Genomic DNA, 16,246 nt, shown 5'->3' on the forward strand with positions numbered 1-16,246 from the left:
CCGATGTATATCAAAGGTTGGTGTCCAAGATACCAGCACCATGCGGCGAACGACACTCAATAGGACACATCGGACCCCGGATACGACGATCTCCGGGGTCCGACATTCAATCGAGAACCGATTTGGCAGCTAGGCTTCGTCGGGAATCAACTCGGAGGAACTCTCTACTTCGACGGGAGCCTTCACCACAAAACTCAGGGCCGAGGCCAAGACAAGGAGGCCGGCCGCAATGTAGTAAGCGACCGCGTATGAGCCTGCGGGGTGCACGAGCGTCTTGCTGTGGTCGAAGATGAACGCCGCCAGTTGCGATCCGAAGACTCCACCAACGCCCCAAGCGGTAAAGATCAAGCCGTAGTTGACTCCTCCATTCTTTGTACCGAAGAAGTCGTAGGTCGTCGTCGGGAACAGGGTCAGGTTTGACCCGTAGTTGAATCCGATGAAGAACGCAGCCCCCATGAGCAGCGGGGCGGTTGTGGCGAAGCCCAGAAGCAACATCATGATCGCCTGGAAGACGAACACAATGAGCATGGTCTGGCGGCGGCCGATCCTGTCCGACAACACGCCTGCCACCGGTCGACCGATGCCATTTCCAAGAGCGAGTGTGGCGACCAGCACGTAGCTCATAGTGTTCGCTGTCTGAGCACCAAGCTCCAATGTCGCAACCTTGGCGAGAATGCCCACTATCATCAAGCCAGCAAACGCCGCGAAGGCGTACATGAACCATAGCCCGTAGAAACTTGGCGTGCGCACCATCTCTCGCCATGTGTACTCACGCTGCACAACAGGTTTTGAAGAGCCCGCAGTGGCGACATAGGATCCTGGCGGCACATAGCCGGTAGGAGGATTGTTCAAGAGTTGGGCGACCAGCACAATCACGGCGAAGTATGCGATGCCGAGATACAGAAACGTTTGGTTGACGCTATATGTTGTGATGAGATATGTGGTCAGTGGTGCCGTGTAGATGGAGGCGAGCCCGAAGCCGCCTACCACGATTCCCGCAATCAGCCCTTTTCGCCGGGCCGGGAACCACTTGACCGCCGCAGGCGTGGCCGAGGCATAGGCAAGACCTATCCCCATTCCCGTCAGAATGCCAAACCCCAATACCATCATCCGCGGAAACTCGCCAGCTGCCAGGTGAGCGGGCGAAAAACTCGCCACCAACATTCCCAACCCGACCATGACCCCACCCGCCGTTGCGACGATTCGCGGACCGATACGATCCTGCAGGCGACCGGCAAACACCATGGTGAGTGCGAACGTGCCTACTGCGAATGCATAGGGCCAGTTGGCCTGCTGGGCGGTCCAACCGTAGAGGCCGCCGGCGGCAGCGGATTTCGTGAGCGCTTTGGCGACGATGCTCCACGTGTAGAGCACTCCGAGGGCGAGGTTGATAGTCAACCCCGCGAAGGTGACGATCCATCCTCGTGTATTGGGCTTCATGTGCGTGTCCCTCCTCCTTGATCCGACGGCTGCTGGCGTGATCGGTGCCACGCATCCATTGTCGAATCTGGAGCCTTCGAGCGCGGCACTATGCTTGCAGACGGCGTTAGCTGACGGACAGCGGCGGACTTCTAACGGCGAATGGAGGTGCGCTATCAGCGGACGGGTGAACCAGCGCCGTTCGCGCTGTCGAACAGCCCTCTTGGCGACGATGAGAGTCTGCAGACTCCTCGGAAACAGATGGAATTAGCCCTTCAACGCGTCGAGCCGGGCGATTTCTTCGAAGAGTGCGCTGACAATCTGCTCCTCAGGGACTTTTCGGATGACCTGCCCGTGAGCGAAGATCATCCCCACTCCCCTGCCCGCCGCGACTCCGATGTCTGCGTCCCTAGCTTCGCCCGGCCCGTTGACGACGCAGCCCATTACGGCGACTTTGAGGGGCGTGTCCCATTCGCGCAAACGCGCGGCGACTTCCTCGGCGATCGGAATCAGATCGATTTCGCACCGACCGCATGTCGGGCAACTGACCAGTTCCGGCCCGTTTCGGCGGATGTCCAGTGCGCCGAGGATCTCCCAGCCTACGCGGACTTCCTCTGTCGGGTCCGCAGTGAGCGAAACACGCAATGTGTCGCCAATGCCCTCCGACAGGAGTATGCCAAGACCCACACTCGACTTGACCGTACCGGCCATCAAGGTGCCCGCTTCTGTCACACCGATGTGCAAAGGATACGGGATCTCGCAGGCGAGCAGTCGGTACGCCTCGACCGTGCTGTTGACGTTGGACGCCTTCGCCGAAACGACGATGTCTTCGAAGCCGCGCGACTCAAAGTGGCGGCAAAACGCCGCTGCACTGGCAGCGAGCTTCTGAGCAAGCGGCCAGTCCTTGTCGGCGTATTCGTTGGAGAGGGATCCGGCGTTCACGCCGATCCGGATTGGGATGCCAGCGTTTCCCGCTGCGTCAATGACCGCATTGACGCGATCGCTGTTGCCGATGTTGCCCGGGTTGATGCGGAGCTTGGCTGCTCCCGTTCGGGCCGCTTCGGTGGCAAGAGTATGGTCAAAATGAATATCGGCCACAACGGGAAGCGGGGACTGTAGGCAGATGCTCGCGAAGGCAGGCAGCGATTCTCGCCTCGGTATGGCGACTCGCACGATCTCACAGCCCGCATTCGCAAGAGCGCCAATCTGGGCAAGTGTTGCGACGACGTCGCTGGTGTCCGTGTTGGCCATGGACTGGACGCTGATAGGCGCACACCCTCCCACGGCCACGCCGCCGACGCTGACCGGACGACTTTCGCGACGCTGCATCGCCTTGACCTCCACTGAGATCTTACCCGCCGTTGACTATGAACCTGAGAATATCAGCGTACATGAGGTAGCCGATGAACACGAAGAGGAGTGCCGTCCCCGTTGCCGAGATGCCGAGAACGACATTTCGCGAGAGAGGCTTGCGGGCGATACGTTCAGCGACCTCCATGACTATCTTGCCGCCGTCGAGCGGAGGGATCGGAAGGATGTTCATGGCGCCAAGCGACAGCGAAAGTAGCGCGACAATGAAGGCGTAGTCGATCGGTCCCCGCTGAGCTTCCTGCGAGACTATGACGGAGATCCCGATGATGCTGGTCGACTGACTGACCGAGGACTGGAATGATTTCGGATTGAAGAATCCGGCGATTGCCACGAACACCTGTCCGACCCAAGAGATCGACTGTCTGAAGGCAGCGCCAACCGGAGAGGGCACGTTAATCTGCTGGGGGGCCACTCCCATCATGGCGTTGCCGCTTGCCGATGCGGTGAGCGTCAGATCGATGGTACGGCTCTCGCCCGAGCGCAGTAACGTCACTGCGACCGAATCGCCGGGGACACGGGCGCGCAACGCGTCGATGAGAGCCTGCCAGTCGGCCAGCGTCTGACCGTTGAGCCCTGTGAGAGTGTCGCCTGCTCGAATGTCCGCCGAAGCAGCGGGGCTTCCAGAGACCACTGAGTCGACGGTGAGCGTCGGCTTCACTTCGCCATAGAGCGACAGCACCAGTACGAAAACGAGAATGGCTGCAGCAAGGTTCATAACGACACCCGCCGCGAGAACACAGATACGCTTCCACGTCGGAAGCCCTCGGAAGGTCTCACGTCTCGCACGGGTCAGCAGCGTTATCGGGTCAACGGAATCATCATGAGGGTACCGAGAGACGAAGACGTCGTCCGTGTCGGCTTCAGGCTCGATCGCGCCCCAGTCCGCCAGGGTCGCAAGAATCGAGCCCGCCCTGTCCTCGTCGATGTCACACTCTCGGGCAAGCTGCGGGATTCCCACACTCCCCTCGCGGGTGACGAAAGCCAGTGCCTGGGCGAGCATGGGATCTTCGGGCCCGGGTTCCATGCCCGCGATTCGAACATATCCGCCGAGCGGGATCGCAGTTATTCCGTAAGTTGTCTTCTTGCCCCGAAACCGCAGTGCGGGTCCGGGGAGCCCGATCATGAACTCGTGAACACGAACTCCAAAAGCGCGCGCGACGAGGAAGTGTCCCCCCTCGTGGAGGACAACAAGAATCGAAAACGTAAGGATTCCCCAAAAGATCGCCGAGAGTGCCGTCATCATGAGCTACTCCAATAAGTGCTATTGCCTTCGCACTCCAAGGCTTGTTACGCGGATTGTACGCGAACGTATAGGTGTTCCCAAAACATGTATACCGCCAGATGAGGGCAGTCTACACGCGGGATAATCTAGCTAGGAAGGTCTCCGCGCTAGAGCGCGACCGCCTGTCGACCTCTTCGACCTGCTCAACGGATTCTAGGAGCTCGACATTGTGAGAGGAGAGGACGACTTCGACCGTCTTCTCGATGTCTAGGAAACCACAGCGTCCCGCCAGAAATGCGCCAACAGCAGTTTCATTTGCTGCATTCATGGCCGCGGGGGCCGTACCTCCTGCGTGACCGGCCTCGAGTGCCAGACGCAGACAGCCGAACGTTTCTAAGTCGGGGGCGTCGAAATCAAGGTGGCTTATCTTGAGAAGGTCCACCCGCATGGCCGATGAGGGCCATCGCCTCGGGTGTGAAAGCGCGTATTGGATCGGTATGCGCATGTCGGAGACCCCGAGTTGCGCCTTCACGCTTCCATCGGCGAACTCGACCATAGAATGGATGCACGACTGGCGGTGGACAAGAACCTCGATTGCGTCATAAGGCATGCCGAACAGATGATGGGCCTCAATGACCTCGAGACCCTTGTTCATCAGTGTCGCCGAGTCGATAGTGATCTTGGGACCCATACACCACGTGGGATGTGCTAACGCGTCTTCGGCGGTCACATTCTGAAGCTCAAGGCGGGTTCTCCCATAGAAGGGCCCGCCTGACGCGGTTAGCCAGAGGGCGGTAACGTCATCGGCATGTTCCCCTACAAGGCACTGGAAGATCGCAGAGTGCTCCGAGTCAACCGGCACCAACTGCCCCGGACGGGCAAGGCGGGTTACGAGCCCTCCGCCGACGACCAGCGACTCCTTGTTCGCAAGTGCAAGGGTCTTGCCCGCTTGGAGCGCAGCCACTGTAACCTCCAAACCGGCCGAGCCGACTAGAGCGTTGAGGACGACATCCACTTCGGGATGCGCGGCAAGACTGGTGACTGCCGCTTCGCCACCAAGGACGTTCAGGTGCGGAGCGAGCGTGCGTGCCCGACCGGCAGCCGAAGGATCCGCAAGTGCAACGTGGGAGACGCCGAATGCCGCCGCTTGCGCTACCAGCCGCTCGGCGTTGACATCGGCCGAGAGCGCCACAACTCGGATCTCCCGAGGATGCGCTGCAGCGACATCGAGTGCCTGCCGTCCGATTGAACCGGTCGAGCCGAGCACCGCCACCCGCAGTGGTGCCGGGGGGATGCTCACTGAACGCCTCCCCAGTGCAGAATCCAATACGCGACAAGACACGTGAGAATGAGGGCATCCAGACGATCCAGGAACCCTCCGTGTCCGGGCAATGAGTTGCCCGAATCCTTCACCCCCGCCTCGCGCTTGAGGCGCGATTCGAAGAGGTCTCCGATGATGGAGGCCAATCCGAGTGCGAAGGATAGCGCTATGGCCAGTCCCACCGATACCCCGGTACTCGGTATCAGGAGAGCAAGAGCCACCCACACGATCAATGTGCCGACAAAACCGGCGATGAGCCCCTCGACCGACTTCTTCGGCGATATTCGAGGCAGCAACTTGTGACGGCCGAATATCGAGCCTACGAGATATGCGAGAGAGTCGTTGGCCCATGAGCTGATGACGACCGCCAAGGCGAGCACCATTCCAGCATGAAACGTGTGGACGATAAGGACAAGGAAACCCAGAAGAAAGCCGGTGTAGAGTGCGCCGAAAACCGTTGTGGCAGTATCGGCCATTCGCGAACGGACGAAGAGGACGTGCCAAGCAAACGAGACGGCGATCAGGGCAGTAACGGTGCCGGTCAACCCGGCCATGCCCCAGAGTGCCGCACATATCGGCATCAGCCCGGCTGCGATCACCCCGAACGAAACGTTGAGCAATCTTGGGTCGAGATGCGCCATGACATAAAACTCACGTGCAGCCAATGCGGCCATCGTGCCAAAGACGGCGCCTAGAATCACTGCATTGTAGGCGCCAAAGGGTCCGTAGTCTGCCAGCAGGATTGCGACAAGGACGACAGCGCCGTAGAGGCCGGCGGTAGTCGTTCGTCGGAAGAACGACACCGGCTTGATCCCTTCAGGTTCTTCGATCTGAAACTCGGTCACCATCAACGTCCCCCGAATCTTCGGTCGCGGCCCTGGTACTCGATTACGGCACGCAGAAGATGCGTCCTGTCGAAGTCCGGCCAAAGCGTTGGAGTGAAAAGAATCTCGCTGTAGGCGATCTGCCAGAGCAGGAAGTTGCTGATCCGCATCTCGCCGCTTGTGCGAATCAAAAGATCCGGGTCCGGTGCATTTGAGGTGTAGAGGCGGGAACCCAGCAGGGATTCATCGATCTGGTCTGCCGTCAACGCTCCCGATGCCACATCTGAGACGAGCGAGCGCACCGCGTCGGCGATCTCCATCCGAGAGCCGTAGTTGAGCGCCACGACGAGATTGAGCCCGGTGTTTCCGACAGTGCGCGCGGAGACGTGCTCAAAAGCCTGACGGGTGACGTCGGGCAACGTCTCCATCCGTCCAATCACGCTCACTCGCACGTCCATCCGTTCAAGATTGCCGAGTTCCTTTTCGAGTACGTCGACAAATAGCGACATCAGCCCGGAGACTTCCGTCTGAGGTCTGCTCCAGTTCTCCGAAGAGAAGGAGTATATGGTGAGATATGCAATATCCAGCTCGATACACGCGGCAATGACTTCTCGAACCGCCCTAGCTCCCGCCGAATGCCCGGCAAGTGTGGGTAGTCCGCGTTTTGCGGCCCACCGCCCATTCCCGTCCATGATGATAGCCACGTGGCGGGGTGTGTGGGCAGGGTCAAACTCAGCAAGCAGCGCGGCGGCGCGCTTCCCTTTGAAGAAGTCGGTGCGTGATGTTGCCGAAGGTGCCATTGTTAGACTTCCATGATCTCGGCTTCTTTGCGCTTCAAGGCATCATCCACGTCGCGGATGTGTGTGTCTGTCAGCTTCTGGATTTCAGTCTCCGCACGCCGCAACTCGTCCTCGGAGATATCGGCGTCCTTCTCGGCACGCTCAAGCTTGTTGTTCGCGTCGCGCCGAATGTTGCGGATGGAGATCTTGGTCTCCTCGGCGTAGTGCTTGCACAGTTTCGCGAGATCTCGGCGGCGCTCTTCGGTCAGCGGCGGAAACGGAAGCCGGATGATCGAGCCGTCGTTGCTGGGGGTGATGCCGAGGTCAGAGGCCATGATGGCCTTCTCGATGGCTTTGAGTGCGGACTTGTCCCATGGCTCAATAACGAGCATTTGAGCTTCAGGTGTTTTGATACCCGCGATCTGTGAGATCGGTGTAGACGTGCCGTAGTAGTCGATGTTGATGCCGTCAAGAATCGCGCCGCTTGCCCTGCCGGTGCGGACAGTGCTGAACTCATGCCCGAGAGAGTGCACGGTCTTGGTCATATGATCGCGGGCCTCGTTCAGAATCTCGGTAGTGCTCACAGGTGGTCCCCCCTCACGATCGTCCCCACGGCCTCGCCGCAGAGCGCCCTTTCGATGTTGTTGTCAACTTCCATGTTGAAGACAAGAATCGGCAGGTTATTGTCCATGCATAGCGAGATGGCTGTCGAGTCCATGACCTGCAGACCCATGTTGAGCACGTCTATGTAGGCAAGCTCAACGAATTTCTTGGCGTCAGGGTGGGTCTTTGGATCCGCGTCATAGATGCCATCGACCTTCGTCGCCTTCATTATGCATTCAGCGCCGATTTCGAGTGCTCTCAGCGCGGCAGTGGTATCGGTCGTGAAATATGGGTTGCCGGTTCCGGCCGCGAAGATTACGACCCGACCCTTTTCCAGATGACGCATCGCACGGCGTCTGATGTAGGGTTCGGCGACGGACTGCATGTCGATGGCGCTCATCACGCGAGTGAATACGCCGATACGTTCGAGCGCCTCTTGGAGTGCAAGGGAGTTCATGACTGTGGCCAGCATGCCGATGTAGTCGGCCTGTGCGCGGTCCATGCCGGCAGCGGACGCGGCGATACCGCGAAAGATGTTGCCTCCGCCAACGACGACAGCGATCTCAACGCCGCCTGCGCGAACGCTCTTGATCTGGTCGGCAAGAGAGTTCAGGACCCGCGGTTCTATGCCGTAGCCGCGGTCGCCCATGAGCGCCTCGCCTGAAAGCTTAAGAAGAACTCGGCGGAAACGGTAGTGATCGGACACAGCTCTCCCCTCTTCGTGTCAGACTTGGGCCCGAAAAGATAGGTAGCCCGCAGACAGGATACAGCACTCGGGCCGGCACGTGGATGTGCCGGCCCGAGTCACAACAAAGCATGTTCGACCTTGACCGAGACTGCTATTCGGCCGAAGTCTCGCCCAAGACAAAACGGGTGAAGTTGACGATGACAAGTGTGTCGCCGAGGGCCTTGCCAGTCTGAGCCGCATAGTCGCCTACGGAGATATCGGGGTTCTTCACGAAAGCCTGCTCGACGAGAGCGACCTCCTTGAAGAACTTCTGCAGGCGGCCCTGCGCCATCTTCTCTTGGATCGACTCCGGCTTGCCGGACTCGGCTGCCTGAGCCTTGTAGATGGACATCTCATGCGCGACCAGCTCAGGATCCGCATTCTCACGGCGCACAAAGAACGGCTGTGCGGCCGCGACCTGCATGGCGACGTCTCGGGCAAATGTCTTGAACTCGGCCTGCTCGCCGGTCTCCGGCTTGCCGTACGAGATCGCAACCAGAATACCGATCTTGCCGCCGCCATGGATATAGGATGCGACAGAACCAGTGCCGTCGATCTCCTCGCGAACGAAACGTGCGATACCCATGTTCTCGCCGAGCTTGGAAACCTTCTCCCCAAACAGCTGCTCAACAGTGATCCCGCGCGAAGAAATCGTCTGCGTAAGGAGCTCGGCGATATCGGTGGGGATCTCGGCGGCGATATGCTCGGCGATCTCGGCGGCAAAAGACGTGAACTCGTCGTTGCGACCGACAAAGTCGGTCTCGGAGTTGACCTCGACCAGAACGCCAACCTTGGTGTCCTGGCTGACAAACGCGGCTATCGTGCCTTCGTTTGTCGCGCGTCCTGCCTTCTTCGCAAGTGCAGCAAGCCCGCGTGTGCGAAGAATGTCGATCGCAGTGTTCAGTTCGCCTTCGGCCTCAGAAAGCGCCTTCTTGCACTCCATCATTCCGGCGCCGGTGCACTCCCGAAGCTCTTTGACCATGCCGGCGGTAATCTCAGCCATGGATTCATTCCTCTCGTTAGAACCTGTTCAAATAGGGTTTCAGCGTAGTGCTGAATACCGAGAAAGACTACTCTGCGTTCGTGCTGCCGGCTTCAGCGGCTTCGCCAAGTGAAACAGCAGGATCAGCGGTTTCGACACAGGCGTCCCTGTCCGCGACCAGCGGAACCGGGGCGGTGCTTGCCACTACAGCGGGAACATTGCCTCCACGACCGTCGATTACCGCATCCGCGATAACGCGACACATGAGGCCGACTGAACGGATGGCGTCGTCGTTGGCGGGAATGACGTAGTCGACTTCATCAGGATCGGCGTTGGTGTCGACAAGTCCGATAATCGGGATCCGCAGGCGACGAGCCTCACGAATGGCGATATCTTCACGCTTCGTGTCGACGACGAATATCGCACCAGGGAGCGAACGCATATCGCGAACACCGCCGAGGTTGTCCTGTAGCTTGCCGAGTTCCTTGCGAAGGAGCAGCTGCTCCTTCTTGGGAAGGGTCGCCATACGGCCGTCAGCTTCCATAGCCTCAAGCTCTTCCATGTGCTGCACACGGCTGCGCATAGTAACGAAGTTGGTCAGCATGCCGCCGAGCCAGCGGTGGTTCACGTAGGGCATCCCGCTGCGGAGAGCCTCGTCGCGAATCGGCTCCTGCGCCTGCTTCTTGGTACCCACGAAGAGGATCGACTCGCCGCGCTGAGTAAGCGAACGGGTGAACCTGTAGGAACCATCGAGTTCCTTGAGCGTGCGCTGCAGGTCAAGAATGTAGATGCCACTACGTTCGGTGAAGATGTATGGCTTCATCTTCGGGTTCCAGCGGCGGGTCTGGTGCCCGAAATGCACACCGGCTTCGAGCAGGTCCTTAATTGTAACGACGGGCATAGCATCCTCCAGATCGGTTGTCTTCCGCCCGGTTCAACCCTCTTGCGACCATTCGCGCGGAATGGCACCTCGCACCGAAGTCCCCGGACGTGCTTAGTTAGTAGCTGAGGAAGTATAGCAGAGCGGCCGATATTCGCAATCGACGCGCCGTGCCGTCATGGTTGGAGGAAGGTCTCTAGGACGCCATCGCTGAAGCGAAATGCAGATGAGCACGGAGTCTCAGAACGGCCTTAGTGTGCATTTGGCTTACGCGCGACTCTGTCACTCCCAGAACCTGCCCTATCTCCTTGAGCGTCAGTCCCTCGTAATAGTAGAGCGCGACCACCGTCTTTTCGCGCTCAGGTAGCCCGTCAATCGCATCTGCAAGAAGATCCTTGATCTCGGCCGTCTCGAAGAGTTTCACGGGATCCTCGGCTGAGGCGTCAGGAATCGAGTTGAGCGGGTCTTGGCCTTCGTCGCGATCAAAACCAACCCAGATTTCCTCAAATGAAACGACGGAGGTATACGAGAGCTTGGAGAGTATCTCCTGATACTCCTTGAGCGAAATGCCCATGTGCTCGGAGACTTCACCATCGGTGGGAACTCGCTTCAGCACGCCTTCGAGAGCAGCATACGAGCGCTCAATCTCTTTGGCTCGCGATCGCACTGAACGGGGAACCCAGTCCATGGCACGAAGTTCGTCGATAATCGCGCCTTTGATCCGGGAAATAGCATAGGTCTCGAACTTGATTGCGCGTTCGAGATCGAACTTCTCAATGGCATCGATAAGCCCGAAGATGCCATAGCTTATGAGATCAGCGGTTTCGACCGTTTGGGGAAGGCTCGCAGCAAGGCGACCGGCCACATACTTGACGAGTGGAGAATAGACAAGAATCAACTCGTCACGAGCTGCGGTATCGAGATCGTCTTTGTAGCGGGCCCAAAGGGCGGATGTGTCCGTCCGTGGGTCAGATCTCATGCAGCTCCCCTAACTGCGCTCGCCTGGGCGCCAGTCTCATGCACGCGGATGAGCGTTCCGATGCACGTCTTGGAGCCGCTTCATACTGAGGTGAGTATATATCTGGGTCGTTGACAGGGCAACGTGGCCGAGGAGTTCCTGGACGGTACGCAAGTCGGCTCCCGCTTCCAGAAGATGGGTCGCGAAGGTATGGCGTATTGCATGGGGTGACAGCGACTCGGCTCCGCCAACTTGAATCAGATAGCGTTTGAAGAGCCGTCGAATCGCATCGGACGACAGCCCTATACCCCGCGTGGACAGGAAGACGTAGTCGGGGGATTCAGGTTTGGCGAACGTGGGACGTTCATCCTTCAGATATGCCTGTATGGCAGACATGGCCTGACGGTAGACGGGCACAATCCGCTCCTTTGAACCCTTTCCCATTACCTTCACCTGGCTTTGGCCCACGTCAAGATCCTTAAGCCTCAGTGTCGACACCTCGCTGACACGCGCGCCGGTCGCGTAGAGGAGTTCGAGCACGGCGCGATCCCGAAGACCCGGTGCTTTGGAGGGATCAGGCGCCTCGATGAGTCGTTCGACGATGTCAACGGGGACGACGGTCGGCAGACGTCTCGGCACCTTTGGTGCGGCAATCACGGATGCCGGTTCTGAGCTGACGAGACCTTCGCCGACAAGGTAAGCGAAGAGCGAACGAACAGACGAGAGCCTTCGGGCGACGGTTCGCCGTGCATAGCCTGCTGCGTCGAGCTCCGCCACATAGGCGCGCATCTGACGATGGGTGAGATTGATAGGGTCAACCCCGCCCCGATGCTGCGCCCAATCCAAATACCGCGCGAGATCCGCAGAGTATGCTCGGACGGTGTTGGGTGACGCTCCCCGCTCGACGGCGAGATGATTGAGAAACCGGTCGACGAGTTCTTCGGCTGAGGGGATCTCACTCATGGTCGGTCTTCATGGGCAGTTCGAGGTCAGGCCTTGCGGCACACCATTCGGCGAGATCAGTGCATGCTCTCTCTACGTAGGCGGCATAGCGCTCCTGCTTGCCTCGGACACGCTTCGCTAAGGGTGGCACCAGTCCGAAGTTGACGTGCATGGGCTGATAGTGCGCCGTGGCAGGATCTGTCGCATAACCGATCAACGCACCGAGAGCCGTCGTCTTCGGGAGGATCACTGACTCGTGGCCGGTGATATCCGCCCACGTATTGAGTGCTGCGAGAAGCCCGGAAGCGGCGGCCTCCAGATACCCCTCCGTTCCCGTAATCTGACCGGCAAGTCGTATGCAAGGGTGGTCCTTCAATGTAAGCGTCGGGTCAACGACATTCGGCGCCTCGACGAACGTGTTGCGATGCATTACGCCGAAACGCAGGAACTCTGCATCTCGAAGAGCCGGGATCAGCCCGAATACCCGCCGTTGCTCTGCGAAAGTCAAGTTCGTCTGGAAGCCCACGAGTCCCCAGATGGTCCGATCGGCATTCTCGGCACGGAGTTGGACGACCGCCCATGGCCGAAGCCCAGTTCCTGGGTCGGTGAGACCGACGGGCTTCAATGCGCCGAAACGCAAGGCATCGCGACCTGTGCGGGCGACTTCCTCGACTGGTTGGCATGCCTGGAAGAGCTCCATGCGCTCAAAGTCCTTTGGCATCGCGCGTTGTGCAGCCACAAGAGCATCGTAGAAGAGGTCGTATTCTTCCCTGGTCATGGGCGCGTTGAGGTAGTCGTCACCCTCCCCTTTCCCATAGCGCGACTGCGCAAACAAAGAACCTTCGTCAAGTGACTCGCCGAGGACTATCGGCGATGCCGCATCATAGAAAGACAGAAGTTCGTTTCCCACAAGTCGTGTCAACACTCGCTCAAGGGCCGGACTGGTCAAGGGACCCGTTGCGATTATCGTGTGGCCGTCGGGCAGAGCGTCAGCCTCTTCCCGAAGGACTTCGATACGCGGATGCCCCTCGATGCGCTGCGTCAGCGTCCGTGCGAACAGATCTCTGTCAACCGCCAGGCTTCCGCCGGCGGCGACCCGCGTCCTATGCGCGGTCTGGAGAACAACGCTACCCAACATGGCCATTTCGGATTTCAGAAGACCTGCTGCGGTGTTGGGACTCATGCCTTTCAGGGAGTTGGAACATACAAGCTCGCCGAGATCGGCCGTATGGTGGGCAGGCGTGTACCGAGTCGGGCGCATCTCGATCAATCGCACCGGAATGCCTCGCAAGGCAAGCTGCCAGGCAGCTTCACAGCCTGCAAGACCACCACCCAGCACCGTAACGCGATCTCTTGACGTCGAATCCTGCGAGAAAGTCACATAGCTCCAATGTTTAGAAACATGGACAGTGTAACGTCCCTGAGGGTGAATTTCAGCATGGACCGTACCTTCCGTCCGGGTACTTGCCAACGTGGCCTTCAGCCTGCAACCGGCCGATTCTTCTGGCTACAGTCACAATATCGAGCTGCAGATCGCGGGCCAGATCATCTGGACGGGTTGGACTCGCAAGGAGGGCGGCGAGTACTTCGTCGCGTTCCTCGGTTCCGGCGTGTCGTGTACCGATCCCTTCCGCCGGTGGTGCCGTGAACGTTGCATAGCCAATCGCTTCGGCGAACTCGGACACATCGGTCACGGGAGTAGCGCCTTGGCGGATCAAGCGGTTCGCGCCGCGGCACTCCGGAGCATAAATCGAACCGGGAACAGCCATGACATCGCGGCCGCATGCAAGAGCAAAGTCGGCTGTTGAAAACGTCCCACTCGGCAGTCCCGCCTCTGTGACCAGGAGCGCGCCAGAAAGGCCCGCGATGATTCGATTGCGAGCTCGAAATGTCCATTTAGAGGGGGGATAGCTCCAGTCAAACTCGGAGACAACGGCGCCTCTCGCAACAATTTCTGTTAGGAGCGGTCCGACAGCGCGTGGGTAGACCACGTCTGCGCCACAGCCGAGAACAGCGACAGTGACTCCCAGCGCATCGAGAGCCGCTCTGTGAGCCGCCTGGTCGCATCCCATTGCGGCCCCCGAGATCACCGTGTAGCCGGCTTGAGCCGCCCACCTGCCAAACTCGCTCGCTGCCCTCAAACCATAAGGCGTAGCCTTGCGCGCGCCGACAATTGCCACGCAGGGTCGGTTGAGGACATCGGGATTGCCTAGCCCCCGCAAGACGAGCGGTGCATTCGGTGTCCCCTGCAGGCTGCTTGGATATCCCTCCTCGCCAAGCCTCAGTTCGAATCGTCGGACACTGTCCGGGACCCAAGACGGACACTGGTTCACCCATCCTCCTTCAATCGAAAGCCGATTGCCTCGGCAACGTGCTCGGTGCTCACATCGACCGAGGCCTCGATGTCGGCGACTGTTCTTGCGACCCGCAGCAACCGTGTCACACTTCGACCCGACAAGTGTTGTAAGCGAGCGACGTTCTCTACGAGCCTCAAAGCCTCATCTGTGAGATCACGAGCCGCGGAGCGGACCTGTACAGAGTCCGTCGAATGTCGAGCCATGCGTTCTCGTGAGAAGGCTCTTGCTTCAAGCACGATCTGGCGCAACTCCGCGGAGCCGGCGCTCTTCGCCGGGCTCATCAGGAGGGATGGGTCTACGCGCCCAACATCGATGACGAGGTCTATTCGATCCATGAGAGGGCCACCAATCCGGGCTTGATATCGAGCGATCGTAGACGGCGGACACCTGCAGGTCTTCTGGGTGTCGCCGAGATACCCACACGGGCATGGGTTGGCCGCTCCGACAAGAGCGAAGCGCGCGGGAAATCGCAACCTGCCTTCGGCTCGAACCAAGGTAATGTGTCCGCTCTCAAGGGGTTGCCTCAGGGTTTGGAGGGATGCTGGACCGAACTCAGGCATCTCGTCGAGGAACAGGACTCCGTTGTGCGAGAGGGAGGCTTCGCCCGGGCGTGGAGGCGATCCCCCGCCGACCAGACCCGCAACAGACGCCGAGTGGTGAGGCGCGCGAAAAGGGCGTATGCCTTGGATGATCGGGGACTCGTCGAGCCCTGCGACCGAATGAACCAGTGCAGTCTCTAGGCGCTCGTCGTTTTCGAGCGGCGGCAGGATCGAGGGGAGCCGTCGCGCAAGCATGGTCTTTCCGGAACCCGGGGGTCCGACCATCAGAATGTTGTGTCTTCCCGCCGCAGCGATGAGCAGAGCGCGTTTGGCCATTTCGTGCCCCGCGACCTCCGCGAAGTCTGCCATGTGCGAAATGTCATCTGCATCATCAGATCTTCCGATATAGGCTGCCGGCGGAACATGCTGTTTGAGCTGGCGCAAGTGTGAGACCGGGTGATAGCTCAGTTTGTCCAGCTGAAGGTGTTGTGAAGAGTCTGCCGGGCCGAGCAGCGGCAAGCCGCACTGCCTCGCGTGAAGTGCATGCGCGAGCATGCCGGGGATACTGCAGACTGATCCATCCAACGAGAGCTCACCAACCGCAATGAAGTCACAGGCCAGCTGTCTCGGGATCTGCCCGGTTGCAGCGAGTATCCCGATGGCGATCGGCAAGTCAAACCCGGTTCCGTGTTTGCGCAACGGCCCGGGAGCAAGGTTCACGACCACACGGGAGTTGGGAACGGAGTACCCCGCACTTCTGATTGCCGAACGAACTCGCTCTCGGGACTCCTGGACTGCCAAGTCGGCCAGCCCGACGATGAAGAAAGCGGGAAGGCCGACTCCAACATCGATCTCCGCACGAACTTTCACCGCTTCCACGCCTATCAGAGTGGAAGTGAGAACACTGCATTGTCCCATGCGTCAGTCCGAGCTAAACGCTGCGCGGTGGTGGCGCAGAAGCGCCCTGTGCTCATCGACAACTGCCAGTGTGACCACGTCGAAGCGCACCGGCATGCATCCCATTCCCGTGCTTTGCAGATAGGCCTCGGCGAGTCTCGCATAACGCCTCTGCTTGGCCGGTGTCACGGCGTCTTCCGCCGTGCCCTTCGAGTTGCCTCGACGCGTCTTGACTTCGCACAGCACGAGTGACTGGCCATCAAGCGCGACAATGTCGATCTCCCCTGCGGTGCAGCGCCAGTTCCTTGCAATTATCGTAAACCCATTGCGCTCAAGGAATGCCGCTGCGGCATCTTCTCCGCGCTGACCAAGCTTCTTCTTCTCGTCGGACATCACAAAACCACCTCCGCCATGGATCATGACGA

The 16,246-nt window shown here is 59.5% G+C and carries 16 protein-coding genes; all 16 read right to left on the reverse strand.

Features of this window, described 5'->3' with window-relative positions:
* Positions 1 to 129: 129 nt before the first annotated feature.
* Positions 130 to 1,440 (reverse strand): OFA family MFS transporter, encoded by a 1,311-nt coding sequence (locus HGA39_00685; GenBank protein ID NTW27873.1) that lies wholly within the window; start codon positions 1,438 to 1,440, stop codon positions 130 to 132.
* Between the two features lie 246 nt (positions 1,441 to 1,686).
* Positions 1,687 to 2,748: a flavodoxin-dependent (E)-4-hydroxy-3-methylbut-2-enyl-diphosphate synthase gene (gene ispG, locus HGA39_00690; GenBank protein NTW27874.1), complete on the reverse strand. Its 1,062-nt coding sequence runs from the start codon at positions 2,746 to 2,748 to the stop codon at positions 1,687 to 1,689.
* A 22-nt stretch (positions 2,749 to 2,770) separates the two neighbouring features.
* Positions 2,771 to 4,033, reverse strand: coding sequence for a site-2 protease family protein (locus tag HGA39_00695; GenBank protein NTW27875.1), 1,263 nt, complete (start codon positions 4,031 to 4,033; stop codon positions 2,771 to 2,773).
* A gap of 109 nt (positions 4,034 to 4,142) precedes the next feature.
* The gene (locus HGA39_00700) at positions 4,143 to 5,291 is read right to left on the reverse strand and encodes a 1-deoxy-D-xylulose-5-phosphate reductoisomerase (GenBank protein ID NTW27876.1); all 1,149 of its coding nucleotides are present in this window, start codon (positions 5,289 to 5,291) and stop codon (positions 4,143 to 4,145) included.
* A gap of 17 nt (positions 5,292 to 5,308) precedes the next feature.
* Positions 5,309 to 6,181, reverse strand: a complete 873-nt coding sequence (locus HGA39_00705; GenBank protein ID NTW27877.1) for a phosphatidate cytidylyltransferase — start codon at positions 6,179 to 6,181, stop codon at positions 5,309 to 5,311.
* Positions 6,181 to 6,957, reverse strand: a complete 777-nt coding sequence (locus HGA39_00710; protein NTW27878.1) for an isoprenyl transferase — start codon at positions 6,955 to 6,957, stop codon at positions 6,181 to 6,183. The genes HGA39_00705 and HGA39_00710 overlap by 1 nt, the downstream gene beginning before the upstream one ends.
* Before the next feature lie 2 nt (positions 6,958 to 6,959).
* Positions 6,960 to 7,520, reverse strand: coding sequence for a ribosome recycling factor (frr, locus tag HGA39_00715; GenBank protein NTW27879.1), 561 nt, complete (start codon positions 7,518 to 7,520; stop codon positions 6,960 to 6,962).
* Entirely contained in the window at positions 7,517 to 8,245 is a 729-nt protein-coding gene (locus HGA39_00720; protein NTW27880.1) for a UMP kinase, read from the reverse strand. Before HGA39_00720 ends, frr begins: the two co-directional genes overlap by 4 nt.
* A 133-nt stretch (positions 8,246 to 8,378) precedes the next feature.
* Positions 8,379 to 9,269: an elongation factor Ts gene (locus HGA39_00725; protein ID NTW27881.1), complete on the reverse strand. Its 891-nt coding sequence runs from the start codon at positions 9,267 to 9,269 to the stop codon at positions 8,379 to 8,381.
* Between the two features lie 67 nt (positions 9,270 to 9,336).
* Entirely contained in the window at positions 9,337 to 10,149 is an 813-nt protein-coding gene (gene rpsB, locus HGA39_00730; protein ID NTW27882.1) for a 30S ribosomal protein S2, read from the reverse strand.
* Positions 10,150 to 10,324: 175 nt separating this feature from the next.
* Positions 10,325 to 11,107: an RNA polymerase sigma factor WhiG gene (gene whiG, locus HGA39_00735; protein NTW27883.1), complete on the reverse strand. Its 783-nt coding sequence runs from the start codon at positions 11,105 to 11,107 to the stop codon at positions 10,325 to 10,327.
* A 36-nt stretch (positions 11,108 to 11,143) separates the two neighbouring features.
* Positions 11,144 to 12,049, reverse strand: a complete 906-nt coding sequence (locus tag HGA39_00740) for a tyrosine recombinase XerC (GenBank protein ID NTW27884.1) — start codon at positions 12,047 to 12,049, stop codon at positions 11,144 to 11,146.
* Positions 12,042 to 13,409 carry a methylenetetrahydrofolate--tRNA-(uracil(54)-C(5))-methyltransferase (FADH(2)-oxidizing) TrmFO gene (locus tag HGA39_00745; protein NTW27885.1) on the reverse strand — a complete coding sequence of 456 codons (1,368 nt, stop codon included), beginning with the start codon at positions 13,407 to 13,409 and terminating at the stop codon, positions 12,042 to 12,044. The genes HGA39_00740 and HGA39_00745 overlap by 8 nt, the downstream gene beginning before the upstream one ends.
* Before the next feature lie 52 nt (positions 13,410 to 13,461).
* Entirely contained in the window at positions 13,462 to 14,361 is a 900-nt protein-coding gene (gene dprA / locus HGA39_00750; GenBank protein NTW27886.1) for a DNA-protecting protein DprA, read from the reverse strand.
* Positions 14,358 to 15,842, reverse strand: a complete 1,485-nt coding sequence (locus HGA39_00755) for a YifB family Mg chelatase-like AAA ATPase (GenBank protein NTW27887.1) — start codon at positions 15,840 to 15,842, stop codon at positions 14,358 to 14,360. The genes dprA and HGA39_00755 overlap by 4 nt, the downstream gene beginning before the upstream one ends.
* A 3-nt stretch (positions 15,843 to 15,845) precedes the next feature.
* Positions 15,846 to 16,214: a YraN family protein gene (locus HGA39_00760; GenBank protein NTW27888.1), complete on the reverse strand. Its 369-nt coding sequence runs from the start codon at positions 16,212 to 16,214 to the stop codon at positions 15,846 to 15,848.
* Positions 16,215 to 16,246 lie beyond the last annotated feature (32 nt).

It is taken from the genome of Coriobacteriia bacterium (assembly GCA_013336165.1).
In the GTDB taxonomy this organism is placed as follows: domain Bacteria; phylum Actinomycetota; class Coriobacteriia; order Anaerosomatales; family JAAXUF01; genus JAAXUF01.

What these genes read in the sequence shown, in the direction of transcription:
- ispG (NTW27874.1), bottom strand. Translation starts at nt 2,748, where the DNA reads ATGCAGCGTCGCGAAAGTCGTCCGGTCAGCGTCGGCGGCGTGGCCGTG.
- HGA39_00710 (NTW27878.1), bottom strand. Translation starts at nt 6,957, where the DNA reads ATGGCACCTTCGGCAACATCACGCACCGACTTCTTCAAAGGGAAGCGC.
- HGA39_00695 (NTW27875.1), bottom strand. Translation starts at nt 4,033, where the DNA reads ATGATGACGGCACTCTCGGCGATCTTTTGGGGAATCCTTACGTTTTCG.
- HGA39_00755 (NTW27887.1), bottom strand. Translation starts at nt 15,842, where the DNA reads ATGGGACAATGCAGTGTTCTCACTTCCACTCTGATAGGCGTGGAAGCG.
- HGA39_00685 (NTW27873.1), bottom strand. Translation starts at nt 1,440, where the DNA reads ATGAAGCCCAATACACGAGGATGGATCGTCACCTTCGCGGGGTTGACT.
- whiG (NTW27883.1), bottom strand. Translation starts at nt 11,107, where the DNA reads ATGAGATCTGACCCACGGACGGACACATCCGCCCTTTGGGCCCGCTAC.
- HGA39_00725 (NTW27881.1), bottom strand. Translation starts at nt 9,269, where the DNA reads ATGGCTGAGATTACCGCCGGCATGGTCAAAGAGCTTCGGGAGTGCACC.
- rpsB (NTW27882.1), bottom strand. Translation starts at nt 10,149, where the DNA reads ATGCCCGTCGTTACAATTAAGGACCTGCTCGAAGCCGGTGTGCATTTC.
- HGA39_00705 (NTW27877.1), bottom strand. Translation starts at nt 6,181, where the DNA reads ATGGTGACCGAGTTTCAGATCGAAGAACCTGAAGGGATCAAGCCGGTG.
- HGA39_00740 (NTW27884.1), bottom strand. Translation starts at nt 12,049, where the DNA reads ATGAGTGAGATCCCCTCAGCCGAAGAACTCGTCGACCGGTTTCTCAAT.
- HGA39_00760 (NTW27888.1), bottom strand. Translation starts at nt 16,214, where the DNA reads ATGTCCGACGAGAAGAAGAAGCTTGGTCAGCGCGGAGAAGATGCCGCA.